Genomic DNA, 25,910 nt, shown 5'->3' on the forward strand with positions numbered 1-25,910 from the left:
GCGTCGAGCTGGCCGCTGGTCTTGATGAAGCCGAAGCAGGCCACGGCCGCTGCGACGCACCAAGTGATGCGGTAGGGCGTGATCGAACGCGGGCCAAACAGATAGATCACGCCCTGCTCGCCGTAATAGCCATAGCTGATGATGCAGGACAGGCCGAAGACCCAGACCGCGATCGTGATCAGCCAGCGGCCGAGGCCCGGATGAACCTTGTCGAAGCCTTTGGCGACCAGGGTGGAGCCACGATAGTCGGCATAGACGCCGGTATCGAGAATGGTCGGTGCCGCAGCACTGGCCAGCGGCATCCAGCTGACCGAATGGGCATCGTCACCGAGCACGCCGTACAGCCGCGTGCGAGTGCCGGCCGCATCGACCATCACGAACAGCGGTGCGCCGGCTTTCCAGTCTTCCTTGCTCGGGCCGGATTGATCGGGGATGGTCGCGAGGTCCGGCTGCCATTGCCCGCTGGCGGTCGCGACGATCGCTGGCGGTGTAGTCCACACGGCAGCTGGCGCGCGATTCCAGATGCCGGTCGCCAGCACGACGAGGCCGGTCACCGTGCAGACGAAGATGGTGTCGATGAACGGCTCAAGCCCGGCAACGACGCCTTCGGTGACCGGTTCCGGCGTCTTCACCGCGGCATGGGCGATCGGCGCGGTGCCGAGCCCGGCTTCGCTGGAAAACAGCGCTCGCTTCATGCCCCACATGAACGCGCCGCCGAGCGAGCCGCCGGCAAAGGCGCCGACGCCTTCGGTTGGCGAGAACGCGCTGCTGACGATCAGCGAAAACAGCGCCGGCAGGCTGTCGGCCTCGTGCAGGATCACGTAGATGCCGACGATCACGTAGACGCCGCACTTGAATGGCACCAAAGTCTTGGTGACATTGCCGATGCGCTTGATGCCGCCAAGGATCACCGCGCCGGCCACGCTGGCGAGGATCACGCCCGTGATCCAGGTGGGTACGCCGAAGTACTCGCGGGTGGTATCGGCCACGCTCCAGGTCTGGAACATGTTGCCGCCGGTGAAGGCGAACAGCAGCAGCGCGAAGCAGAAGAACACGCCGACGACTCGGCCGAAGGGTTTGAGCTTCGGATTCAGTTCGGCAAGCCCGTCACGCGCCACGTACATCGCGCCACCATGCGGATTGCCGGGCTCCGAGGTGTCGCGATAGAGCAGCGACAAGGTCACTTCGGTGGTCTTCAGCGCCATGCCGACCAGGCCGACCACCCACATCCAGAACACCGCGCCCGGCCCGCCGAAATCGACCGCGATGGCCATGCCGGCAATCGCGCCGAGGCCGACCGTGCCGCTCATCGCGGCCGTCAGCGCCTGGAAGTGGGTCAGCGCCCCTTCGCCGTGCGAGGTGTCGATGCCACGGCCGGCAACCAGCGCCACGCCATGGGTCAGCGAACGGTACTGGCAGAACTTGCTCCAGGCCGAGAACAGCACGCCGATCGCCAGCAGGGCGAGCAGCATCGGCGCTGACAGCAGCGTGTTGTTGACGGCATCGATGGCCGCCCAAAACTGATTCATCGTCGTACCCCAGTGCTACAAACGGGTGCTGCGGAACGACGGATCAGGCAGCGCGGGCAAGCACGGCGTGGCGGCGCGAATAGCCGAAGTAGATCGCCTGGCCGATCACCAGCCAGATCGCGAACGCGGTCCAGGTGGTCTGGCCGAGGCGGGTCATCAGATAGCCGCAGGACAGTACGCCGAGCACCGGCAGTAACGGCCCGAACGGCGCGCGGAATGGCCGCTTCAGGTCCGGCCGGGTACGGCGCAGCACCAGCACGCCGACGCAGGCGATGACGAACGCGCCGAGCGTGCCGATGTTCGCGGTGTCGGCCAGTTCGCCGAGCGGCACGAAGCCGCCGAGCAGCAGCATCACGCCGCCGGCGGCGATGATCGAGCCGACCGGTGTCTGCGTGGTCGGATGCAGGCGAGCGAAGAACGGCGGCAGCAGGCCATCGCGGGAGATCGCGAACAGCACGCGGGTGAGGCCGTAGAACATCACCAGCATCACCGTCGTCAGGCCGGCGATGGCGCCGATCGAGATCAGCCCGGCGGCCGTTTTCTGGCCGATCTGTAGCAGCGAATAAGCGACGGGCGAACCGACGTTCAGAGTCGAGTACGGCACGATGCCGGTCAGCAGCCCAGACACCACGATGTAGAGAATCGTGCAGGCGCCGAGCGAACCGAGAATGCCGATCGGCAGATCACGCGAGGGTTTCTTGGTTTCTTCGGCGGCGGTCGAGACGGCATCGAAACCGAGGTAGGCGAAGAAGATCTTCGAAGCGCCGTCGAACACGCCACCCCAGCCGAAGTGTTTGGCACCGTCGGCATCGACGACTTCCGCCGGAATGAACGGATGCCACAGGGTCGGGTCGACATGGAACACGGCGACGCCGATGAACAGGAAGATGGTCGCCAGCTTGACCGCAACGATCACCGCATTGAGTACCGCACCGACCTTGGCTCCTTTCGCCAGCACGAAGCCGAGCGTGGCGATGATCAGTACCGCCGGCAGATTGACCAGGCCTGGATGCTGGGTATCGAGAAAACTGTGGGTCAGCGTCGCGGGCAGGCCGGAGCCGATCGCTTGCAGGCCGTTGTTCAGATACTCCGACCAGCCCGCCGATACCGCCGGCACCGCCACTGCGTATTCGAGCACCAGCATCCAGCCGATGATCCAGGCCGGCCATTCGCCGAGCCCCGCATAACCGTAACCGTAGGCACTGCCGGCGCCGCCGATCGACGACGATAGTTCTGCGTAGGACAGTGCCGCGAAGGTACAAGCCAGGCCGGCGACGATGAACGACAGCACCACGGCGGGACCGGCGTTGACTGCCGCCGCCTTGCCGGTGAGCACGAAGATGCCGGTACCGATGATCGCGCCGATCCCGAGCATGACCAGATCGAAGGCATTCAGGCTGCGCTTGAGGCCGGTTTGTTTCTCCAGATCGGTCTCGATCGGCTTGGTACGGAACAGGCTCATCAATCACTCCCCTTGGAATTTTCGCCGGACGGCAGCACGACGCTGTTATATGCGGGAAGTATGCCGACGGGGGGCGGTTTCAGTAAGCAGCCGCCGAAAGCGGCGCGAAAGGTCGTTTCGAGGGCCGCAAGCCGCGGGCCATCGGCGCCTGTGCCGATGGCCCGCGGGATCAGTGCTGGATGTCGAGATTGAAGAAGGCGACCTGGCTGGCATCCCCTGCCGGATTGCCGCTATTCCCGGTGCCGCTGTAGGCGCCGGCCTTGAAGTAGACCTTGACGCCGTTCCATGACGATGCCGTCTGACGGTTGTCGGTCTTGCCATTGACGGTCACCGACAAGGTCGAGCCGATCCACTGGATGCGATAGTCGATCCGGTCACCGATCTTCACATTGCTGGCGAGCGTCACCTTGGAGGTCGAGCCGCCGGGGCTGTTGTAGTAGCGCGCCTCGACTGTGCGCAGTCCCTCGTCGTAGACCAAGAGCACCAGGATCGACGACAGCCCGTGGATCTGGCCGATGATCACCTGCTTCCTGGCCGCCGGCGTCTTGTCGACACGGCAGAGGGCGGTCAGCGTGCCACCGATCGAGTTGGTCCATTCGGTCGGCCCGGACGGCACCTTGTACAACTCGCGCAGTTCGCTGCGTGCGTTGTCCGAGCCCTCGCCCGGAGTGGTGCTGGCGCCATTGGTCGGTGCGTAGAACACGACTGCGCCAGTGTCGTCCGTATACAGGTACTCGGAGGTATAGCCAGGCGGGCCGACCAGTACCGCCGGCATGATCTCGGCAGCCGCACCGCTGGTGTTGCCGCTGCTGTTGACGGGCAGTGTCAGTTTCCAATGGCTGAAATCCAGCACTTCGGCGGGACGGGGCAGATCACTCGTCGAACCGGCGGTGGCCACTGTGAAGGGAGCCCGAACGCCGCCTATGTTCACGGTGGCCGTGACCGCCGTGCTGTCCTGGCTGGACGACGTCAGCTGCGCACTGACCCGATCATTGGGGTTGACCGTCCCGGCGCTTGCCGTGGCGGGTCCGTCATTGATCTTGTAGAGGCCCCCGGAAACGCTGATCGGCGAAGGACCATTGATTCCTGTGATGGTCGCCGGAGTGCTGACATAGATCGTCGACGGCGTGGCGTTGTTCACCGACGCGAACGAGAAGCTGTCGGGCACAGTATCGGCGGGTACATTGGAGACGGTGGTCACCGTGAAACTCGACGAGACGCCACCGATGGTCAGAGTCACGACCGTTGCCGTGCTATTGGCGCTGGACGACTTGACCACGACACTGACCCGGTCATCAACTTTTACCGTTCCGGACGTTGAAGTGTTGGAGCGGTCGTTGAGCCGGTAATAGCCGCCGACGACGCTGATCGGCGAAGCGGCGTTGATGCCGGTGATGGTCACCTGATTGCTGACGTAGCTGCTGCTCAGCTTGGCGTTGAAGACCGGCGTGAACGAGAAACTGTCGGGCACCGTGTCATTGGTCGACGTGGTGACCGTAAAGCTTCCTGAGACCCCGCCAATGGTGATCGTGGCGGTTGTTGCGGTATTGACCGAGGTGGCGGCGACGGCCTCTGCGTAGACCTGATCGCCTGCGCGGACCGTTCCGGCAATGGTGGTGAAGCTGCCGCTGTTGATCCTGTAGCGGCCACCCGCAACGCTGATCGGCGCCGGGCCGCTGATGCCGGTAATGGTCGCCGGGTTGCTGACATAGGTCGTGCCCGCCGTCGCGTTGTTGACCGCTGCGAACGAGAAGCTGTCGGGTACGGTGTCGTTGGCGGTCGCCGTGGTGACCGTGAAGGCAGCCGCGACACCGCCGATGGTGACCGTGCTTGTAGCTGCTGTTCCGGCCGAGTTGGAGGCGACGACTTCGGCGTAGACCTGATCGCCCGCGTTGACCGTGCCCGCGACGTTGGTGAAGCTGCCGCTGTTGATCCGGTAGCGGCCGCCGGCGACGCTGATCGGCGATGGGGCGGTGATGCCAGCGATCGTCGCCGGGGCGCTGACATAGGTTGCTCCGGTGCTGGCGTTCGCGACCGGCGCGAACGAGAAGCTGTCGGGCACCGTGTCGCTGGATCCGCCGGTGTTGACGCTGAAGCTGGTCGCGACGCCGCCGACGGTCAGGGTTGCGACCACCGTGGTGTTGGCCAGTTTCGACGACCTGACCACGACGCGAACCTTGTCATTGACATTGACGGTGCCGGACACCGAGGTGTTCGAGCGGTCGTTGAGGCGATAGAAGCCGCCGACGATGCTGATCGGCGACGGGGCGTTGATGCCGGTGATGATCACCTGGTTGCTGGTGTAGGCCGAGTCGGTCTTGGCATTGATGACCGGCGTGAACGAGAAGCTGTCGGGCACCGTGTCGGTGGCCGAGGTGGTGACCGTGAAGGTTCCTGCGACGCCGCCGATGGTGATCGTCGCAGTCGTGGCGGTCCTGGTTTGCGACGAGGCGATGACTTCGGCGCGCACCTGATCGCCAGCGTTGACCGTGCCGGCTTCGCTGGTGAAGCTGCCATCGTTGATTCGATAGCGGCCGCCGCTGATGTTGATCGGCGACGGGCCGGTGATGCCCGTGATCGTGGTCGGCACGCTGACGTAGGTCGTGCCCGGGGTGGCTTCGTTGACCGGCGCGAACGAGAAGCGGTCGGGCACCGGGTCGAGCACCGTGTCGGCTGCCGTGGTGACCGTGAAGCTTGCCGTGACGCCGCCGATGGTGACGGTGGCGGTCGTCGCGGTGCTGTCCGACGATGAGGCGATGGCCTCGGCATAGACCTGATCGCCGGCGTTGACCGTACCGGATGCGCTGGTGAAGCCACCGGCGTTGATCCGGTAGCGGCCGCCGCTGACGCTGATCGGCGAGGGGCCGGTGATGCCGGTGATCGTCGCCGGATCGCTGACATAGGTCGCGCCCGGAACGGCCTCGTTGACCGGGGCGAACGAGAAGTCGTCGGGGATCGGGTCGAGTTGCGTTTGTTCTGCGGTGGTGACCGTGAAGGCGCCGGCAACGCCGCCGACGGTGACGGTAGCCGTCGTCGCGGTGCTGTCCAGCGACGAGGCGACGACCTCGGCATAGATCTGATCCCCCGCGTTGACCGTGCCGGCGTCGCTGGTGAAGCCGCCAGCATTGATCCGGTAGCGGCCGCCGCTGACGCTGATCGGTGATGGGCCGGTGATGCCGGTGATCGTGGCCGGCGCGCTGACGTAGATTGCCTCAGGTACGGCGTCGTTGATTGCCGCGAACGAGAAGCTGTCCGGGACCGGATCGAGCGTCGTGCCGGCTGCTGTGGTGACCGTGAATGATCCCGCGACACCGCCGATGGTGAGGGTGGCCGTCTTTGCAGTGCTGGCCGAGGACGAGGCGACGACTTCGGTGTAGACCTGATCGCCGAGACTGACTGTTCCTTCCGCGCTGGTGAAAGCGCCGTCGTTGATCCGGTAGCGGCCGCCGGTGACGACGATCGCTGCACGCTCGGTGATTCCGCTGATGGTCGCCGGTGCGCTGACATAGGTCCTGCCGAGTTCGGCATCGTTCACGGGTGCGAACGAGAAACTGTCGGGCACCGTGTCGAGGTCCCCGGTGTTGACGGTGAAGGTCGCCGAAATGCCGCCGATGGTCAGCGTTGCCGCGACCGACTTGTTGGAGCGGGTTGACGATCTGACCAGCACCACGACTCTGTCGTTGAGGTTGACCGTTCCGGACTGCGATACATACGGTCCGTCATTGATCTTGTAGGCGCCGACCACAACGCTGATCGGCGAGGGGCCGGTGATGCCGGTGACGGTAAGCGGCTCGCTGGCGTAGCCGATGCCGGGCGTGGCATTGTTGATCGTGGCAAACGAAAACGGATCCGGCTCGGTATCGGCGACCTGTGTCTGCCGGCTCTGCGGGCCTGGCGCGGCCTGGGCCACGATCGGACAGAGCAGGGCAAACGCCAATGCGGCCAAGCCGGGCACTCGGGCCCACGATCGACGTTTCGTGGTCCACACAAAGGCTGGCCGTATCCGGCAGGCTTCAAGCACCATCATTTTTTCCCCGTACATCGAGCCCCTACTGCGGGCATTTGCAAGCGCGAGTCGCGGCCGAAGGCGTAGCAGTCTTGCTTTCGGTTTATCGAGGCAGCCAAGAGAAAATCGTTGCGAAATTCACGCCAAAGATCGTCTTGGGCACACCGGTTGCTAATAATAAGTTTTTGTTATGACAAATAGTGGGCTGGATTGACTGCCTATTTCCAGGTCGCTCGGTCTCCGGGCGATGTCGGCGGTGGACAGCCCCGCGCCGGGCTGAGCTTTCTTCGACAACAGACCGCTTTCGGTGAGCGGGATCAGCGGACCGCAGGCAGAGCTGGAGTCTGTTCGGTGCCGGCCGCGTCGATTGCCGCCGTAGTGACCGTGAATGAGCCCGACACCCCGCCAACGGTGACCACAGCGGTGGTCGCGGTGCCGTCGGGGCTCGGAGCAATCACTTCGACATAGATCTGATCACCGGCACTGACCGTTCCGGCCAGGCTGCTGAAGCTGCCGGTATTGATCTGGTGATGCCGGTGCTGAGGGCCGGCTTGCTGACATAGGCCGCGCCCGGTTTGGCATCTTTCACTGCCGAGAACGAAAAGCTGTCGGGTATCGTGTCGATCGCGCCGCCGGTGGTGACTGTGAAGGAGGCTGCAACGCCGCCGACGGTCAGCGTTGCGGAGACAGACCTCGCCGAGCGGTTCGATGCTTTGACCAGCACGCTGACCCGATCGTCGACGTTGACCGTTCCGGCTTGTTCCGTGTACAGCCCATCATTGAGCTTGTACAAGCCGTTCGTAATGCTGATAGGCGAGGGAGCGTCGATTGCACTGATCGTCGCCACCTTGCTTTCGTAATACTTCGACGAGGTGGCGTTGTTGATCGGAGCGAAGGAAATAGGCCCCGGCTCCGTATCGGCACTGGCCGGACTCGGCAGAGCAAGCGCTAGCGCGATAGAGATCGCGATCCCATTGGCTTCAAACGCCCTCATGTCATCCCCGTACATCTGGCTCGTACTGCTGGGTGCCGGCGAGCGCCGGCACGCGGTGCCCGATACTAAGTTCAGGCGATGACAGATGGTTGCTGGCCTGGCGTCATTGGGACCGCCCGGCCACCGGTTGTCTCTTGATCGCTACCGGGAATAGTTTTCAAGTAAAGATTTTTCATAAGTGGCCGAAACGCACTACATCCAAGGAGCGGAGGTAGTGTCATGCAGGTCAGGGTTCTCGCCATTACGTGGTTGGTTGCCGCCAGCCTCGTTGCCGGTTGCGGTGGTGGTGGCGGAAGTCCGACATCGACGCCATCCAGCGGCACCACGCCGGAACCGGCGGGGCCTGCGCCATCTCCCGCGCCGGTGCCAACACCGGAACCAGAGCCGGTTCCGGTTCCGGTTCCGGTTCCCGAGCCGATGCCTGCACCAGCTCCGGTCCCCGTCCCGGAGGAACCAGCGCCGACTCCGGTGCCGGAACCGATTCCAGTTCCGGAACCAGCGCCGATTCCTGCACCCGCTCCGACGCCGGCCCCGATCCCGGAGCCCGGCCCTGCGCCCGTTCCAGCCCCGGCCCCGGAACCCGTGCCTGTTCCGCTGCCCCCGGTTTCTGCCGTTTCGACGGCCGACGCCGTCCGCTTGCTCGAACAGGCCAGCTTCGGCCCGAGCTTGAGCACGATTGCCGAGGTACAGGCCGCCGGCGTCGCCGGCTGGATCGACCGCCAGTTGTCGCTGCCGGCGACCGGCTATGCGGGCTATCCGGTGATGGATGCGGCGCAAAGCATCGGTTGTCCGAGCACGGCCATCGCGACCTGCGGCCGCGACAATTATTCGCTGTTCCCGATCCAGACCCGTTTCTTCCGCAATGCCATGAACGGGCCCGATCAGCTGCGCCAGCGGGTGGCATTCGCGCTGTCGCAGATTTTCGTCGCTTCCGGCAACGAAGTGGCGGTCACCTATGCCATGGCCGGCTACCAGCAGATGCTGCTCGACAACGCCTTCGGCAGCTTCCGGCAACTGCTGGAGCAGGTCACGGTCAGCCCGGTGATGGGGCGCTATCTGGACATGGCCAACAACGATCGTCCGAATCCGATCGGCGGCGTCGAACCGAACGAAAACTTCGCGCGCGAAGTGCTGCAGCTGTTCTCGCTCGGCGTCTATGAATTGAACCCGGACGGCAGTCGCAAGCAGGACGGCCAGGGCCGGACGATTCCGAGCTACGACCAGGACACGGTCGAAGGCTTCGCCCATGTCTTCACCGGCTGGACCTATCCGCCGAAAGACGGGCGCCCGATCCGCTGGAACAGCCCGCGGCACTTCACCGGTCCGATGGTGGCCGTTGCCGACCGGCACGATACCGGTGCCAAGTCGCTGCTCAGCGGCGTCGTGCTGCCGGCGAACCAGAGCCAGGATCAGGATTTCGGCCAGGCGATGGACAACATTGCCGGTCACCCGAATGTCGGGCCATTCATCGGCAGGCAGCTGATCCAGCATCTGGTGACCAGCAACCCGAGCCCGGCCTACGTCGCCCGGATCACCGCGGTGTTCGATCGCGACAGCCACGGCCAGCGCGGCAATCTGGGCGCAGTGGTGCGGGCGATCCTGCTCGATCCGGAAGCGCGCGGCGATCTGAAGACCGCAGCGGACTACGGCAAGCTGCGCGAGCCGGGCCTGTTTCTCGCCAACATGATGCGTGGCATCGGTGGCAGCAGCGACGGCGTCTATCTGCGCGCCCGCAGCACGCTGATGGGCCAGAACATCTATCAGGCGCCGTCGGTGTTCAGCTTCTATCCGTCCGACTATCCGATCCAGGGCACCGAGCTGGTCGGGCCGAGCTTCGGCCTCTACACCGCCGGCACCGCTTTCGAGCGCATCAACCTGCTGGCCCGCTTGCTGAGCGGCCCGGTGACGGCCGATTCGACCGTGACGGGTGCCATCGGCACGCAGCTGGACTTGAGCGCCTGGCAAGCCCTGGCCGGCGATCCTTCGGCGCTGCTCGACCGCATCGATCTGCTGTTCTTCCACGGTGCGATGTCGTTCGCTTCCCGCATCACCATCCAGACCACGCTGAGCACGATCCCCGCGACCGACACCGCGTCGCGCGCCCGTGCTGCGCTCTACCTCGCGCTGTCGTCGGCGCAGTACCAGGTTGCTCAATGACATGCCCAGAGACATGACTTCCGCCATGCACACACCCACCAATCATTCGCGCCGTGATTTCCTCAGTGGTCTCGGCTGCCTCGGCGGCGGCCTGCTGCTCAACACGCTGCCGAGCTTCTCCGCGCAAGCGCAGAGCTTCGGCGACTACAAGGCGCTGGTCTGCGTGTTCCTGCTCGGCGGCAACGACGGCAACAACCTGATCGTGCCGAACGACACCACCGGCTACGGCAAGTACGCGGCGATCCGAGGCGACTACACGGCAGGCAGCGGCGGTATCGGCTTGCCGCGGTCGCAGCTGCTGGTGCTGCAGCCAGCAGCTGGCAATGCCGCGTTCGGCGCCCATCCGGCGCTCACTGAACTGCAGCAGGTCTGGAACGCCGGCGATCTGGCCGTGCTGTTCAATGTCGGCACGCTGGCGCGGCCGCTGACCAAGGCTGGCTACGGCAATCGCACGCTGACGCCGGACAATCTGTTCTCGCACGCCGATCAGCAGAGCCAGTGGCAATCGGCCGTCAGCCAGGGCAGTTCGCGTACCGGCTGGGGCGGTCGGCTGGCCGATGCCGTGCGTTCGGCGAATGGTGCGGCGCCGGTGCCGCCTCTGGTCGCCTGGGGCCGCAATGATCTGTTCGCGATCGGCAACGCGACGATGTCGCTGTCGGTGCCCTCGTCGGGCAGCTTCGGGCTGACCAATTTCGGTGGCAGCTACCGCAGCAGCTTGAACAGCTCGATGAACCAGCTGCTGCAAAGCGATCGCAGCAACGTGCTGGCGATGTCGGCGCAGGATACGGTCAGTGCAGCGCTGACCAGCAGCAGCGCGCTGAGCCCGATCCTGACCGGCACATCCTCATCGATCAACGGCTTGTTCAGCGGCCAGTCTTCGGGCATCGCCCAGCAGCTGCTGCAGACCGCGCGGATGATCGAAGCACGCAGCACGCTGGGGGTTTCGCGGCAGATCTTCTACGTCACGCTCGGTGGCTTCGACACCCACAACAGCCAGGTCGAGACACAGGAAGAATTGTTCGGCCAGCTGAGCCCGGCGCTGAAAGCCTTCCAGGATTCGATGGCCCAGCTCGGCATGGCCGATCAGGTGACCACGTTCACGGTGTCGGATTTCGGCCGCACCCTGAAGCCGGCTTCCGGCGGCGGCACCGACCACGCCTGGGGCAACCATCATCTGGTGATGGGCGGCGCCGTGCGCGGGCAGCGCTTCTACGGGCAGTTTCCCGAACACGCGCTCGGCGGCCCGGACGACGTCACCAGCGAAGGCCGCTGGTTGCCGACCACCTCGGTCGACCAGTACGGCGCCACCTTGTCGCGCTGGTTCGGCGTGTCCGATGCCGACCTGGCAACGGTCTTCCCCAACCTGCAGCAGTTTCCGACCAAGGACCTGGGGTTTCTCGGCTAGCGCCCGGCCATCCTTGGCCGGGCGTCAGCGATCCTGCTTGCAGGATCGCTCAGCCTTCGATGATCGCCGTCACGCCCATGCCGCCGGCGGTGCAGATCGAGATCAGCCCGCGGCCTCCGCCGTTCTCGGAGATGATCTTCGCGAGGGTGGCAACGATGCGGGCACCGGTCGCCGCGAACGGATGGCCGACGCCCAAGCTGGAGCCGCGGATGTTCAGGCGCGAGCGATCGATCTCGCCGAGTGGCTTGTCGAGGCCCAGGCGCTCCTTGCAGAACTTCGGATCGTTCCAGGCCTTCAGCGTGCACAGCACCTGAGCGGCGAAGGCTTCGTGGATTTCGTAGAAATCGAAGTCCTGCAGCTTCAATCCCATCCGCGCCAGCATCCGCGGCACGGCGAACGCCGGAGCGATCAGCAGGCCGTCCTTGCGGCCGGCAGCGAAGTCGACGGCGGCGGTTTCATAGGCCGTGAGATACGCCAGCGGCTTGTGGCCATGCGCCCGGGCCCAGTCTTCCGAAGCCAGCAGCACGGCAGCGGCGCCATCGGTCAGCGGCGTCGAATTGCCGGCGGTCAGCGTGCCGTTGAGCTTGTCGAAAGCCGGCTTGAGCGTTGCGAGCTTGGCCAGCGTGGTGTCGCCGCGCAGATTGTTATCGCGGGACAGTCCCGCGTACGGCACCACCAGATCGCCGAAGAAGCCGGAGTCATAGGCGAGGGCGGCTTTCTGATGTGATTCCAGCGCCAGCTGGTCCTGCTCTTCGCGCGGAATGCCCCACTGTTTGGCCATCATTTCGCAATGCGCACCCATGCTCAGGCGAGTGCGGGGCTCGTTGTTGCCGGGAATCAGCGGTACCAGATCCGACGGCCGGAATTTGGCGAAGGCCTTGAGGCGCGCGCCGGTGGTCTTGGCGCGATTGGCTTCGAGCAGGATCTTGCGCAGGCCTTCGCCGACGCCGATCGGCGCGTCCGATGCGGTATCGACACCGGCACCGATGCCCGATTCGATCTGCCCGAGGGCGATCTTCGAGCCGACCGTCATCACCGTTTCCAGGCTGGTGCCGCAGGCCTGCTGCAGGTCATAGGCCGGGGTTTCCGCCGACAGGCCCGAAGACAGCACGCATTCTCGGGTCAGATTGAAATCCCGCGAGTGCTTGAGCACCGCGCCAGCCGCGACTTCGCCCAGACGCTCGCCGTGCAACTGGAACTTGTCGACCGTGGCTTTCAGCGCCGCGGTCAGCATGTCGCTGTTGCTGCGGGTGGCGTAGGCGCCGTTGGAGCGGGCGAACGGAATGCGCGCGCCGCCGAGGATGGCGACTTTGCGGCCGTAAGGTTTCATCGTGTCTCTCCGACTACCAATTGTTGGGGAAGTGTCGCGGCTATTGCGATGCAGCATTGTACCGCCGCCAGCGGATTTGTTTACAACTGTTTACTAGAATGCCCTGATTTGTCATCTCAGGAGGGCAAGATCGTCGCCAGCCGAGCAAAAAAACCGGTTTGCCCCTTGAATCCCAGAGGCCGGCCCCTAAGAATTAGCAGCCTCCGGGAGAGAGTGCTAACAACGAATGATTCCGACCTGCCTTCGGCGCGAACGATCAACCGCCCTCCCGGAATCATCAGCAACCCATATTAAGGAGTTGAGAACATGAGTCTGCGTCCCTTGCATGATCGCGTCATCGTCAAGCGTCTCGAAGAAGAGAAGAAGTCCCTCGGCGGCATCATCATCCCGGACTCCGCGGCCGAAAAGCCGTTGAAGGCGGAAGTGGTTGCCGTTGGCCCGGGCAAGCGCAGCGATGACGGCAAGATCCACGCCGTCGACGTCAAGATCGGCGACACCATCCTGATCGGCAAGTACTCGGGTACCGAAGTGAAGGTCGACGGCAAGGATCTGGTGATCCTTCGCGAAGACGACATCCTTGCCGTGTTCGGCAAGTGACCTTGAGCTTCTGAAGGTCACCCCGGCGAAAGCCGGGGTCCAGTCTTAACCCCCTATTCCGCAACAAGAGGAAATCAACATGGCAGCCAAAGAAGTCAAATTCGCCGATGACGCCCGCAGCCGCATGGCCAATGGCGTGAACATTCTCGCCAACGCCGTCAAGGTCACGCTGGGTCCGAAGGGCCGCAACGTGATTCTCGACAAGTCGTTCGGCGCCCCGACCGTCACCAAGGACGGCGTCTCGGTCGCGAAGGAAATCGAGCTGAAGGACAAGTTCGAGAACATGGGCGCCCAGCTCGTGAAGGAAGTCGCTTCGAAGACCTCCGATGCAGCAGGCGACGGCACCACCACCGCCACCGTGCTCGCCCAGGCGATTCTCGCCGAAGGCCTGAAGGCCGTTGCCGCTGGCACCGACCCGATGGACATCAAGCGCGGCATCGACAAGGCCGTTGAAGCCGTCACCGCCGAAATCAAGAAGATGTCCGTGCCGTGCAAGGACCGCAAGGCGATTGCCCAGGTCGGCACCGTCTCCGCCAACTCCGATGAAGCGATCGGCGAAATCATTGCCACCGCGATGGACAAGGTCGGCAAGGAAGGCGTCATCACCGTTGAAGACGGTTCGGGCCTCGAGAACGAGCTGGACGTCGTCGAAGGCATGCAGTTCGACCGCGGCTACCTCAGCCCGTACTTCATCAACAACCAGCAGAGCCAGCAGGTCGAGCTGGAAAACCCGCTGATCCTGATCAACGAGAAGAAGATCGCGAACATTCGCGAACTGCTCCCGGTGCTCGAAGGCGTTGCCAAGTCGGGCCGTCCGCTGCTGATCATCTCGGAAGACGTCGAAGGCGAAGCGCTGGCCACCCTCGTGGTCAACAACCTGCGCGGCATCCTCAAGGTCGCCGCCGTCAAGGCGCCGGGCTTCGGTGATCGTCGCAAGGAAATGCTCAAGGACATCGCGATCCTGACCGGCGGCACGGTCATCGCGGAAGAAGTCGGCCTGAGCCTCGAGAAGGCGACGGTTGCCGATCTCGGCACCGCCAAGAAGGTCCAGATCTCGAAAGAGAACACGACCATCATCGACGGCGCCGGCAAGAGCACCGACATCGAAGCGCGCGTCAACGAGATCCGCAAGCAGATCGAAGATGCCACCTCCGACTACGACAAGGAAAAGCTGCACGAGCGCGTTGCCAAGCTCGCCGGCGGCGTTGCCGTGATCAAGGTCGGCGCTGCCACCGAGATCGAGATGAAGGAAAAGAAGGCTCGCGTCGAAGACGCGCTGCACGCCACCCGTGCGGCCGTTGAAGAAGGCATCGTCGCCGGCGGCGGCGTGGCCCTCGTGCGCGCTGCCAAGGCGCTGGAAAAGCTGAAGGGCGCGAACGACGACCAGACGGTCGGCATCCGCATCCTGCACCGCGCGATCCAGGAGCCGCTGCGTCAGATCGTCAAGAACGCCGGTGGCGAGCCGTCGGTCGTGCTGAACAAGGTCTCGGGCGGCAAGGATTCGTACGGCTACAACGCCGCCAACGACACCTACGGCGACATGATCGAAGCCGGCATCATCGACCCGGCCAAGGTCACCCGTCTGGCGCTGCAGAACGCTGCCTCGGTTGCAGCCCTGCTGCTGACCACCGAAGCGATGATCGCTGAACTGCCGGCCAAGAACGAAGGCCCGCAGATGCCGGCCGGCGGCGGCGGCATGGGCGGCATGGGCGACTTCTAAGTCTCCCTGCTTCCAGCGGCATGAAGTAACGAAAAGGCCCCGGAAACGGGGCCTTTTCCGTTGCTGGTTGCGCGGTAGTCGATCGCAGTCGAAGCCAGGGCGAGTAAACTGCGCGGCCGTTTTCCGCGCCGGGCCGCGAGGCTTGTTGCGTGGCATCACCCGTAGCCCGCCATGACTTCCTACGCCGCCATCGACTTCGGCACCTCGAACTCCGCCGTCTGCATCGGCACTGCTGAAAACCGGTCCGAAGGTGCGCACCTGGTGCCGCTCGAAGGCGAGCGCGAAACCTTGCCGACGGCAGTGTTCTTCAACGCCGACGAGCATCACATCGCCTACGGCCGTCAGGCGATCAGCGAATACCAGGCCGGTTACGGCGGCCGCTTGATGCGCTCGCTGAAAAGCCTGCTCGGTAGCGAGTTGATCAACGAGACGACGATCATCGAAGGCCAGCCGGTGGCCTATCGCGACATCATCAGCCGCTTCCTCAATCACCTGAAGCGCTGTGCCGAAGCGGCGGCCGGTGGCGAGTTGAGCCACGTCGTGCTCGGCCGGCCGGTGCACTTCGTCGATGACAATCCGGAACGCGATCAGCTCGCCGAAACCACCTTGCGCGAACTGGCCGAAGCGGTCGGCTTTCGCGATGTGCGCTTCCAGTACGAACCGATCGCTGCCGCGCTCGACTACGAGCGCACGCTCGATCGCGACCGTCTGGTGCTGGTCGCGGACATCGGCGGCGGCACCTCGGATTTCTCGGTGGTTCGCCTCGGGCCGGAGCGCGCGCAGCGCCTCGATCGCAGCGAGGACGTGCTCGCCAACGGCGGCATCCACATCGCCGGCACCGATTTCGATCAGTACCTGAGCCTGCGTTCGGCAATGACCTGTCTCGGTCTCGGCGCGCGCGGCAGAGGCGGCAAGCAGGTGCCGTCGCAAATCTATTTCGAACTGTCGACCTGGCACCAGATCAATTTTCTGTACACGCGCAAGTCGCTGGCCAGTGCTGCGACCCTGGACATCTTCTACGACCAGGCCGTGCACCATCAGCGCTTGATGAAGGTGCTGCGCGAGCGCGAGGGACATCGCATCGCCGGCCTCGTCGAGGACGCCAAGGTGCAGGTCGCCGAGGGCGGCAGCACGCGCCTCGATCTCGATTTCATCGAAGCAGGGCTTGGCATCGACGTCGACGGCGAGCTGCTGGCGCGCGCGATCGAAGGGGCGATCGACAAGATCGTGCAGACTGCTGTCGCCACGGTCGCCGAGGCGGGCCTGGCGCCCGAGGCGATCGACGCGATCTATTTCACCGGCGGCTCCACCGGCATCCGCGCGTTGCGCGCGGCGCTGTCCGCCGCATTCGCCAAGGCCGATTCGGTCAACGGCGATCCGTTCGCCAGCGTGGCGCGCGGGCTCGGTGTCTACGCAGCGCGCTTGTTCAGTGCTGGCTGAGTTTTACTACAGCCGGCGCACCAGCCGGTCGCTCATCTCCCAGGTGCCGGCGGCGGTGTAAGTCCACGAGGCGCTCATCTCGTAACCAAGCTGACGTGAACTGAGCGTCAGTCGGCTGATGCCCGGGACCAGGGCGATCCCGCTGTCGGTGACTTTGCTGCTGACCGCTGCGCTGCCGGTGGCGCGTGGCAGTTGCACCTGCCAGGCACCGATTTCGGCATCGATGCCGATCCAGTCGATATTGCCGTCGGCAGGACCCCGGGCGATGAAGTTGCCGCGCGGAATCGCCAGGCGACGGATCCAGTCCATCAGCTCGGTACGGCCTTCGCCGGCAGTCACGAGCGTGCTGCCGGAACTGGCGGAGACGGCGGTTGCTGCGGTCGGTGGCGCAGCAGCTATCGGGGCAGGCGCTGCCGCAGCGGCTGCCTGCACTACCGCAGTGTCGAACTTCACCGCGGTGCCGCGCGCTACGTAGCTGTCCCAGCAGCGGCTGGCCCAGCGATTCTTTTCGTCCTTGGCGTGGCTCTCTTCGATGATGCCGTTGGCGCCCTTTTCCAGTGCCGCGAACTGCAGGCGTTTGATCGCGTCCTCGGGGCTGGCCGGATCGGCGAACTCCCAGAACTGGCAGGAATGCGCTTCCACCGGGCCGACCACCACCGCCGAGGCCGGCGGCGCAGTGCCGCCGGCGGTGAACACCGGAATACGGGCTGCGGCATCGAGTTCGGCCTGCGGCTTGCGATCGAGCCCGCGCTGCGGCACCAGCGGTGCGCAGGCAGTGATGAGGCTGGTACCAACCAGGACTGCAACTAGGCGAGTGCTGCAATAAGACATTCCTTCCTCCGACGAACAAGCTGCTGCCAGCCGAGCGATTCTGGGCTGCTGCACCAGATATGCACGCGATATGCCAAATGCTGGTGCAGCGGCGTTCGCAGCCGTCGATTGCGGTTGCCGAACTCCCCTATGATCGTGCCGCGATGAGCGGCGACAGACCGTCTGCAAACCGACAGAGAGGAGCCAGCTGTGCCGGGTGATGTGATGGATCAGGCCGAGCCGGAAATCTGCGTCTACGGCGCCGGCAGCGTCGGCTGCTATCTCGGTGGCCGCCTGCTGGCCACCGGTGCCCGGTTGCAGCTCGTCGGCCGCGCGCGCATGCGCGACGAGCTTGCGCAGCACGGTTTGCTGAGTACCGATCTGCATGGGGCCGAGCATCGGGTCGCCCCCGGAATCGCTCGCTTCGGTGTTGATCCTGATGCCGTTCGCACAGCCGATGTCGTGCTGGTCACGGTGAAGTCGGCGGCGACTGCCCAGGCCGCGCAGGAATTGGCGCTGCGGCTGAAGCCTGGTTCGCTGGTGATCAGTTTCCAGAACGGCATCGGCAACGCGGAAGTGCTTCGAGCGCATTTGTCTGCAGTGACGGTGCTCGCCGGCATGGTGCCGTTCAACGTGCTGGCGCGCGGGCAGGGACGTTTCCATCACGGCTCCGATGGCGCGCTGGCGGTACAGGCGCACGCCGCGCTGGCGCCGCTGCTGCCAGCGTTCGAGCGCTGCGGTCTGCCCTTGGTGCAGCACGCCGACATGCGCGCGGTGCAGTGGTCGAAACTGCTGCTGAACCTGAACAATGCGATCAATGCGCTGAGCGGTTTGCCGCTGAAGGCAGAATTGTCGCAACGCGGATTCAGGTTGTGCCTGGCCGCGGCGCAGCGCGAGACCCTGGCGGTGCTGAAGGCGGCGGACATTCCGCTGACCCGGTTGACCAAGGTCAATCCGCGATGGCTGCCGATGCTGCTGTCGGTGCCGGATTTCCTGTTCAGCAGGCTGGCAAGGCAGATGGTCGCAATCGATCCACTGGCGCGCTCATCAACCTGGGAAGACCTCGAAGCCGGACGGAGCACCGAAGTCGACTGGATCAACGGCGAAGTGGTGAAGCTCGCGGCAGCGCTGGGACGGCAAGCGCCAGTCAATGTGGCCCTGGTAGCGCTGGTGAAAGCGGCTGAGCGCGGCGGCCGGCGAGACTGGACGGCAGACGAGTTGTACCGGGCAATCAGGCCGCGCTAATTAGCGGCAGAAGGCTCAAGCCTTCTTCATGTACATCGCCTTCAGCATGTACGGCGTGCCGTCGACCTTGCAGTCGATATCGTGATCGCCGCCGACCAGACGAATGCTCTTGATCTTCGTACCTGCCTTCAGGGTGATCGACGTGCCCTTGACCTTCAGGTCCTTGATCAGCACGCAACTGTCGCCATCGGCCAGCAGATTGCCATTGGCATCCTTGACCACCAGCGTCTCGTCATCGTCCGCTGCTTCCACTGCAGTGGTGATCGGCCATTCGTGCGCGCAATCGGCGCAGAGGTAGTTCGCGCCGTCCGGGTAGGTGTTTTCCATCGCGCAGACGGGGCAGGGCGGAATCGTCGAAGTCATCGTGAGCGTATGGAAGCGGCCGAAGCGGGCCGCGCATTCTACGGATCGCTGGACGAAGCCGCAGACATCACGAAGCCCGGCACTGGCTTTCAGTGCCGGGCTTCGTGATGAGGAGAAGTTCTGCTGCTTGCCGGTGTGGGCTTAACGCGACGAGCCCTGACGGGACGGCGCATTGGCGGCCGGCTGCTGGCCGGAAATCGACGGTGTCTTGAGGCGCGGGTGCTGGCCGGTCTGCTGCTCGCGCTGGCGTTCGGCGGCGGCGCGCAGGGCGCGGGATGCGGCGATCGAAATCATCATGGCTTCACTCCTTGGCGGCCCGGCGCGGGATGGCCGGTGTGAGCGAAAGACTGCGCCTGTCCACCACCGCTGGAAGCTCGATGACGACGAACGTGCGGCTGCAGCGAACCAGCGGCGCTGACCGGAAATGGCCGGTAGCGCTCGCCGGATCGATGGTCCTTCCGAGCCGATTACTGCGTTGGCTGCAGGTGCTCGACGAACCAGTCGCGCGTGCCAGGGCCGGCGGTCGCGAAGTTGTCGATGTAAGCCGCGAAGTGGCCGCCGGGCATGGTGATCAGCTTTTTCGGCTGACGCGCTTCCTCGTAGGCGGCCAGTGCGAGATCGGCGATGGTCAGATGATCTTCGCGCTGCACCAGCATCAGCAGCGGCGTCGGGCTGATCAGGGAGATGTAGGCGCCTGGGTCGTACTCCATGAACATCTCGACCGAGCGCAGCGTCACTTCGTTGATCCAGGTGTCGGTGGCGCGGCCGGCGACGTTGACCATGAACTCGTAGCTGTCGGCCGTCGGCAGGGCGCAGGGGCTGCCGTCGTTGGAAACCACCGGCAGGCGCACTGGCGGCTTGCCGAAAAAGCGATCGCGACGATCGGCATCAAACATCGCCCGCATGCCGGACATCAGATGGGCCGGGATCACCCGCTGCGCGTTGCGCGGGCCATCGACCAGCGGCACCTGCGACACCACGCACTTCACGCGACGATCGATCGCACCGACCACCAGCACGTGGCCGCCGCTGTAGCTGGAGCCGAATACGCCGATCCGCGAGGCATCGGTTTCCGGCAGGGTTTCGGCGAAAGTGATGGCATCGCGATAGCCGTTGATCTGCGCCCAGGGATCGATTTCCTGGCGCGGCTCACCGTCGCTGGCGCCGAGGTTGCGATGGTCGTAGACCAGCGAGGCGATGCCGGATTTCGCCAACAGCTCGGCGTACTTGTCGAGGAAGATTTCCTTGGTCGCCGAGAAGCCATGCGCCATGACCACGGTGGGCACCGGGCCGCTGACGCCATCCGGAAGGAAATGCCAGCCGCGCAAGGTGACGCCGTCGGTGGTCTTGAATTCGATGTTCTTGCGCATGCTGCTTCTCCTCGCCGTTTTGTTGTCCGGCGAGACTCGCGGGCCGCTCCCGGTTGCGCCATACCCGATCGGGTGGCGAAACCGGGGCGAGGCTGGCCGATCAGACGCCGAGCAGTTCGACTTCGAACAGCAAGGTGGCATTCGGCGGAATCACGCCGCCGGCACCGCTGGCGCCGTAGCCCAGCTCGGACGGAATCACCAGACGACGGGTGCCGCCCACCTTCATGCCCTGCACGCCTTCGTCCCAGCCGCGGATCACGCGGCCGCCGCCGAGCGGAAACGCGAACGGCTGGCCGCGATCCTTGCTCGAATCGAATTTCTTGCCGGCAACGCCGTCCTTGTACAGCCAGCCGGTGTAATGAACGCTGACCTTGTGGCCGGCCACGGCTGCGGCGCCGGTACCTTCGATGGTGTCTTCGTACTGCAAGCCGGAGGGCGTGGTGATCATCGTGTCGTGTCCTGTCCTGGGGAATGACCTTGCGGTCGGGCGGCGAAGAATAGCGGGCTGCGCAGTGCTTCGAGCATGTCCGGTCACCGGCTGTGGCGAGCAGATCGTTCACAATGGGAGATGAAAATTCCTCGCGGCCTCGAACCGCTGATCGAAGACGGCATCATCGATGCGGTGATCCGCCCACTGAAGAGCGGCAAGGAAGCCTCGGTTTATGTCGTCGCCTGTGGCGCGATCATCCGCTGCGCCAAGGTTTACAAGGAGGCCGAGAAGCGCGGCTTCCACAAGCTCGCCGAGTATCAGGAAGGCCGCCGCGCCCGCGGCAGCCGTGACCAGCGGGCGATGGGCAAGCGCTCCAAGCATGGCCGCAAGCAGCAGGAAGAAGCCTGGAAGAACGCTGAAGTCGATGCGCTGTATCGGCTCGAAGCGGCGGGCGTGCGGGTACCGAAGCCGCATGGCTATTTCGATGGCGTGCTGGTCATGGAACTGGTCGATGACGGCAACGGCGCGCCGGCGCCGCGCCTCAACGATGTGACGCCGACGCCGGATGAAGCACGCGCCTGGCACGCCTTCCTGATGAACCAGATCGTGCGCATGCTCTGCGCCGGCCTGATCCATGGCGATCTGTCGGAGTTCAACGTGCTGCTCGGGCCGGATGGCCCGGTGATCATCGATCTGCCGCAGGCGATCGATGCCTCGGGCAACAACAACGCCTTCCGGATGCTGGCGCGCGATGTCGAGAACATCACTGCTTACTGCGGCCGGCAGGCACCGGAACTGCGCAAAACTTGGTTCGCCCACGAAATATGGGCACTGTTCGAGGCTGCCGAATTGCGCCCCGACAGCGTGCTCACTGGCGAATTCATCTTCCCCGAAGGAGCAGCGGACGTTGACGGCGTGCTCGAACAGATCGAGGAAGCGCGCTGGGAAGCCGAAGCTCGCCAACGCGGCCGCGAGCAGGCTGAAGAAGAGGATTGATCGCGGCGGGCAGCTCTCGGCTTGCCTGAAAGGCCGAGAGCTGCTGGCCTGGCCGCTCAGAACTGATAAGCGATCCGCATGCCTACTTCGTCGGCGAAATCCAGCGTGCCGACGATATTCTCGTTCTTGTTGCCGAGCTGTCCGTTCAGATAGTTGTAGAACGCATCGATGGTGATCGCGCCGTTCGGCTTCCACTTCAGCGTCGGCTGGATGAACACGCCGCCCTGCAGGTCGTAGAGCAGGGCAAGGTCGGCCCGCCAGATCAGGTTCGGAAATGGCTGCTGTAACGCCAACGCGATCGCCTTGTAGCCGCCGCCGATCCCGGGTGACTCCTTGCTGGCGTCGCCGCCCATGCCGCCGAGATAGCGGCCGAACAGATCGCTATGCGATTTGTAGATGCCCTGGGCGACCAAGTAAGTGGCGGGAAACTCGGTGCTGAAGCGCTGATACTTTTCGACCACCAGCGCCGCCGTGACTTCTCCCTTCTCGACAAACGCCTGTCGGAGAGATGGATCGGTGAAGGTACGGTTGGGAACGTAAAGCGCTTCGAAGTTGACGATCAGCTGTTCGAGGAACGAGCCCGGCGAGCCGTCGAAGATATGGCTGGCGCCAAAGCCGATATCGTCTTCGCGGCGGTAATCGCGGGCGATGTGGCCGCGCAGACCGGCATTGTTGGTGCCCACCAGCGCACCGCCGGCGAGTTGGAAGAATGAGTCGAGCGTCTGATGGGCACCGGCATAGTCGGTGACCGGCATCGCACCCAGCGCACCGGTGAACGGCTGGAACTCGTTGACGATGGCATTCAGCGCGGAGACGCCGTTCAGCCTCGCCAGGCCGGCGTAGTGAAACCATTCGTCTCCAGACCAGACGCCAGTGGAATCGACTTCCAGCGGCGTGCCTTGCATGGCGGCGCCCGAGCCCACCAGGCCAGGAAGGTCTCTGTTCACACCCGAAGCGGTCCAGCGAAAGACGCCTTCCGGGTTGTAACGGTGGGCATAGATCGCCTGCACGCCCACGCCGCCGAAATCGCCCTTGACGCGAAAGCCGGCGTCCACCTTGTCATCGAACTTGGCGTACTGATCATGCACGGTGAATTGGGAAGCAATGACGTTGTACGGCGTGTTCGGATTCGAATACACAGAAGGCTGGAACTTCTGCACGTAGGCATCGCCCATCCAGTGATCGTCGAAGGAGTAGGTCACCCGCACTGCGGGCGCCGAAACACGCTTGTCGGAAAACTCTTCGGAGGCGAGATCGAGCACCGAATGACGGCGGAAATCGAGACCATCCGGCACGTCGAGCACCCGGAAGAAGATCGCTTGGCCCCAGGCAATCTGCTGGACACCGGCACGAATGCTGAGCGCGTCATTGCTGTATTCAAGGACAAGCGCCGGCAGGTCGATCAGATACTGACGGCCCGACCATTCCAGCGGCTGTCCGCGCGCCGACCCTTCGACGTCGTACTGGAAGTAGTCAGGCCGACCGTTGAGCCGGCCGGCTGCCTGGCTGTTGACTCCATTTGAATCATATTCGGCGTAGAAGGCCGGATCGAACACGGCGCGAACACGGGCGACTGCGCTGAACGAACTGGAGAGCCGCAGCTTGGTTTCCAGTTCACCCCGAAACAGCTGAAGGTTGACGACCTGCGTCTGGTTGACGCCGCTGCGCGTCGTTGTATCGGCGAACGCTCCGTTGCGCGGCGTTGCGACACCGTTGTACGGATCGCCGTTCTGATTGAACGGATTGAGCTTGCCGTTTGATGTCGTGAAGGCGGTTTCCGAGCGAATGAAGCCGCCGATGGTCAGATTGAGGCCGCCGAGATTCGACAGCCAATCGCTCTTGCTGCTTGGCAATTCATCCTCTGCCGAGGCTGATGAAGATGCAGCAGAGATCATTCCGATCAGGAGCGCGCCTGCCAGATGCTTTGTTCTCATTGATTGTCCTCCAGAGTTCGAAACGGCTCCCGCGCACCTGCTGTGAACCGTTTCTTCGCGTGACGGAAGAAGTCCGGAACCGATGCTTGTGCCGTCTTTCGACGGCATGCGGAAGTTCAGCCCTTTGTATTGCGGCTCGCGTCGGCCTTACTTGAGGGCTTGTCGGCTGGAAGGCGAAATAAAACTGGGCGTTCGGTGGACCGGCACGCGATTCGGCGGCGGCGATCGTGTCGATGCGCCACAGCTCGTGATGTCAGACACAGGAAAATCCAGGCCGTTACGATCAGGGATCGAGGTCTGAGAATCGAGCCAGCACTGCGCTGAAGAAGCGCCGGCTGAAGCGGAAGGCGTTCGATCGCCTTCCGCCGCTATCAACTACAGATCGAGCTTTTCGAGCTGCTTGTAGGCCTTGTTGAGCCAGATCTTGACCCGCTGACGTTCGAGCATGCCGAGACCGGTCAGCTCCTTGTCGGCATTGTTCGCTGCAGCCCAGAAGCTGGTACTGCGAGCGTCGATTCGGGTCATCGCCGTTTCGTGCAGGCGCGGCATGCTGATGATGTCGGCCGCCAGGCCGTGTGCGCGTTCACGTTCGCCGGACTGGTCGAAGATTCCGAAGTCGTCGCCGCGCAGCTGGTTCAGCACCAGCACGTAGTCGAGATGATCGTCGAAACGGTCGATCAGCTTGCGCAGCAGATCGACCGAGTCCTTGCCCGAGTCCATCACATGCCAGTAGCGGACGCGGATGCCGAGCTCGGTGGCCAGTTCCAGCGCGCCGGAGTCATCCATCCAGGTCACCAGCGGCAGATGAGTCTGCGCCGCGAGATCGACGACGATCTGGCTGTCCGGATGATCGGCGGCTGCTTCCATGACCTTGTCCAGACTTTCGAAATCGTCGACGACGATCGGTGACGCGAAGCCAGCGTAGAAGCGCAGCAGGGCGCCATGCGAACGGTCGGAGTCGAAGCCGATGAAGGGCTTGCCGTTGTCGATCAGGTACTGCGCCAGCACACGCGCAACCAGCGATTTGCCGACCCCGCCTTTCTCGCCGCCGATGAAATGAATGGTTGCCATGCCTGTAGCTCCGTAGGGGACGCCGTGTTCGGCTGTCGGTTGTAAAAGGTGCTGCGGCTGCAAGCACGGCCTATGCCGTCTGCCGCGAGCAGTCGCTATTGTCGCCCGCTGCGAGCCGACAGCGGGCGGCGACGATGCTCAGTCGAAATGGAAGCTTGCGAACTCGTCGACACTTGCCCGATCCGATCGCAGCCGATTGACCGGGGCTTCTGGATCGGTGTAGCCGAGCGACATGCCGCAGTAGATCATTTCCTGATCGCCGATCTGGAAATGTTGCTTCAAGGTTGTACGCATCGTGCCCCAGATTTCCTGGAAGCAGGACGCCACACCGCGCTCGGTTGCCGCCAGTGCCACCGACTGCATGAACATGCCCAGATGCGCCCACTGCCCGTGCCCCATGCGTTCGTCGATGACGAAAAACAGGGCGGCCGGCGCGCCGAAGAAATCGAAGTTGCGTGCGAACTGGCGAAGTCGAGCGGATTTGTTGTCCCGGCTAATGCCGAGCAAGGCATACATGTCTTCGCCGATCTTGTAGCGGCGGCTGCGATACGGTTCCCACAGATTGGCCGGGTACATCGGCCGTTCGCCGTCTTCGGCCGGCAACATACCGGGATAGTTCAGAGCCAGTCCCTTGACTGCCTGTTGTGCCACACCGGCAACCGCGATCACTTTCCACGGCTGCATGTTGCCGCCCGAGGGTGACCAGCGGGCAACGTCGAGGATGTCGCGGATCGTGGCTTCAGAAACGGGACGGGGAAGGAAGGCGCGTGTCGAGATTCTGGTTTGCAGCGCTTCGGTGACGGTCATTAGGTGATGGTTCTTCAATCTGGCGGGATGCTCGTTGTGAAGTATCGGCATCCATATGGAAGTTGTCTCGTTGGCGGCTGATTTCGGTGGTCAGCAGATATTTTCAGGAAAAGTTCGATTTCTTCGTTGACAGGCCATCGAACGGCCCTATAATTCGCCCCCTCGCAGCGGCTACCGCTGAGAGGGATTGGGAAGGTGGAGTTGGCTTCACGGGCTGGTCGAGACGAGGAGTTGACAGGGGATG

Annotated in this window: 20 protein-coding genes; 7 read left to right on the forward strand and 13 right to left on the reverse strand. The window is 64.0% G+C overall.

The annotated features are described in order from the left end of the window. From Q0D45_RS11405 to Q0D45_RS11420, 4 genes are all read right to left on the reverse strand, one after another. Positions 1-1,529, reverse strand: a 1,529-nt coding sequence (locus tag Q0D45_RS11405) for a sodium:alanine symporter family protein (RefSeq protein ID WP_293392806.1), incomplete at its 3' end; no start/stop codon positions are given. A 43-nt stretch (positions 1,530-1,572) separates the two neighbouring features. Next, positions 1,573-2,991 carry an amino acid permease gene (locus Q0D45_RS11410; protein ID WP_293392809.1) on the reverse strand — a complete coding sequence of 473 codons (1,419 nt, stop codon included), beginning with the start codon at positions 2,989-2,991 and terminating at the stop codon, positions 1,573-1,575. Positions 2,992-3,160: 169 nt separating this feature from the next. Next, complete coding sequence (locus tag Q0D45_RS11415) at positions 3,161-6,937, reverse strand: polysaccharide lyase family 7 protein (RefSeq protein ID WP_293392812.1); 3,777 nt, start codon at positions 6,935-6,937, stop codon at positions 3,161-3,163. A gap of 514 nt (positions 6,938-7,451) precedes the next feature. Continuing rightward, positions 7,452-8,006: a hypothetical protein gene (locus tag Q0D45_RS11420; protein WP_293392814.1), complete on the reverse strand. Its 555-nt coding sequence runs from the start codon at positions 8,004-8,006 to the stop codon at positions 7,452-7,454. Positions 8,007-8,573: 567 nt separating this feature from the next. Between Q0D45_RS11420 and Q0D45_RS11425 the strand changes: the two genes are divergently transcribed. Further along, the gene (locus Q0D45_RS11425; RefSeq protein WP_293392817.1) at positions 8,574-10,148 is read left to right on the forward strand and encodes a DUF1800 domain-containing protein; all 1,575 of its coding nucleotides are present in this window, start codon (positions 8,574-8,576) and stop codon (positions 10,146-10,148) included. Positions 10,149-10,173: 25 nt separating this feature from the next. Further along, a complete protein-coding gene (locus tag Q0D45_RS11430; RefSeq protein ID WP_293392820.1) occupies positions 10,174-11,553 on the forward strand; it encodes a DUF1501 domain-containing protein in 1,380 nt (459 codons plus the stop codon). A 49-nt stretch (positions 11,554-11,602) separates the two neighbouring features. Here the strand turns inward: Q0D45_RS11430 and Q0D45_RS11435 are convergent, their stop codons facing one another. Next, positions 11,603-12,883 (reverse strand): acetyl-CoA C-acetyltransferase, encoded by a 1,281-nt coding sequence (locus Q0D45_RS11435; RefSeq protein ID WP_293392823.1) that lies wholly within the window; start codon positions 12,881-12,883, stop codon positions 11,603-11,605. A 306-nt stretch (positions 12,884-13,189) separates the two neighbouring features. Here Q0D45_RS11435 and Q0D45_RS11440 point away from each other — a divergent pair, with 306 nt between their 5' ends. The 3 genes from Q0D45_RS11440 to Q0D45_RS11450 all read left to right on the forward strand — a co-directional run bounded on the left by Q0D45_RS11440 (position 13,190) and on the right by Q0D45_RS11450 (position 16,640). Next, entirely contained in the window at positions 13,190-13,480 is a 291-nt protein-coding gene (locus tag Q0D45_RS11440; protein ID WP_022978204.1) for a co-chaperone GroES, read from the forward strand. Positions 13,481-13,559: 79 nt separating this feature from the next. Continuing rightward, complete coding sequence (gene groL / locus Q0D45_RS11445; protein ID WP_293392830.1) at positions 13,560-15,200, forward strand: chaperonin GroEL; 1,641 nt, start codon at positions 13,560-13,562, stop codon at positions 15,198-15,200. A 171-nt stretch (positions 15,201-15,371) separates the two neighbouring features. Beyond that, positions 15,372-16,640, forward strand: a complete 1,269-nt coding sequence (locus tag Q0D45_RS11450; RefSeq protein ID WP_293392833.1) for an Hsp70 family protein — start codon at positions 15,372-15,374, stop codon at positions 16,638-16,640. A 6-nt stretch (positions 16,641-16,646) separates the two neighbouring features. Here Q0D45_RS11450 and Q0D45_RS11455 read toward each other — a convergent pair whose 3' ends face one another. Continuing rightward, entirely contained in the window at positions 16,647-17,471 is an 825-nt protein-coding gene (locus Q0D45_RS11455; RefSeq protein WP_293392835.1) for a hypothetical protein, read from the reverse strand. Between the two features lie 204 nt (positions 17,472-17,675). Between Q0D45_RS11455 and Q0D45_RS11460 the strand changes: the two genes are divergently transcribed. Then, positions 17,676-18,695: a 2-dehydropantoate 2-reductase gene (locus Q0D45_RS11460; protein ID WP_366946420.1), complete on the forward strand. Its 1,020-nt coding sequence runs from the start codon at positions 17,676-17,678 to the stop codon at positions 18,693-18,695. Positions 18,696-18,710: 15 nt separating this feature from the next. Here Q0D45_RS11460 and Q0D45_RS11465 read toward each other — a convergent pair whose 3' ends face one another. The 4 genes from Q0D45_RS11465 to Q0D45_RS11480 form a co-directional block, all read right to left on the reverse strand. Continuing rightward, entirely contained in the window at positions 18,711-19,058 is a 348-nt protein-coding gene (locus Q0D45_RS11465) for a zinc ribbon domain-containing protein YjdM (protein WP_293392839.1), read from the reverse strand. A 141-nt stretch (positions 19,059-19,199) separates the two neighbouring features. Then, the gene (locus tag Q0D45_RS11470) at positions 19,200-19,355 is read right to left on the reverse strand and encodes a hypothetical protein (protein WP_293392842.1); all 156 of its coding nucleotides are present in this window, start codon (positions 19,353-19,355) and stop codon (positions 19,200-19,202) included. Between the two features lie 170 nt (positions 19,356-19,525). After that, positions 19,526-20,428: an alpha/beta hydrolase gene (locus tag Q0D45_RS11475; RefSeq protein ID WP_293392845.1), complete on the reverse strand. Its 903-nt coding sequence runs from the start codon at positions 20,426-20,428 to the stop codon at positions 19,526-19,528. A gap of 100 nt (positions 20,429-20,528) precedes the next feature. After that, entirely contained in the window at positions 20,529-20,876 is a 348-nt protein-coding gene (locus Q0D45_RS11480) for an FKBP-type peptidyl-prolyl cis-trans isomerase (protein ID WP_293392848.1), read from the reverse strand. 120 nt (positions 20,877-20,996) lie between these two features. On the opposite strand from Q0D45_RS11480, the gene Q0D45_RS11485 reads away from it, so the two are divergent. Further along, entirely contained in the window at positions 20,997-21,854 is an 858-nt protein-coding gene (locus Q0D45_RS11485) for a PA4780 family RIO1-like protein kinase (protein WP_293392850.1), read from the forward strand. 56 nt (positions 21,855-21,910) lie between these two features. Here Q0D45_RS11485 and Q0D45_RS11490 read toward each other — a convergent pair whose 3' ends face one another. The 3 genes from Q0D45_RS11490 to Q0D45_RS11500 all read right to left on the reverse strand — a co-directional run bounded on the left by Q0D45_RS11490 (position 21,911) and on the right by Q0D45_RS11500 (position 25,666). Then, complete coding sequence (locus Q0D45_RS11490; RefSeq protein ID WP_366946419.1) at positions 21,911-23,788, reverse strand: DUF1302 family protein; 1,878 nt, start codon at positions 23,786-23,788, stop codon at positions 21,911-21,913. Between the two features lie 375 nt (positions 23,789-24,163). Then, on the reverse strand, positions 24,164-24,859 hold the full coding sequence (locus Q0D45_RS11495; RefSeq protein ID WP_293392855.1) for a mobilization protein: 696 nt from the start codon (positions 24,857-24,859) through the stop codon (positions 24,164-24,166). Between the two features lie 138 nt (positions 24,860-24,997). Continuing rightward, positions 24,998-25,666 carry a nitroreductase gene (locus Q0D45_RS11500; RefSeq protein ID WP_293392858.1) on the reverse strand — a complete coding sequence of 223 codons (669 nt, stop codon included), beginning with the start codon at positions 25,664-25,666 and terminating at the stop codon, positions 24,998-25,000. Positions 25,667-25,910 lie beyond the last annotated feature (244 nt).

Source organism: Nevskia sp., assembly GCF_023266035.1.
Lineage (GTDB): Bacteria > Pseudomonadota > Gammaproteobacteria > Nevskiales > Nevskiaceae > Nevskia.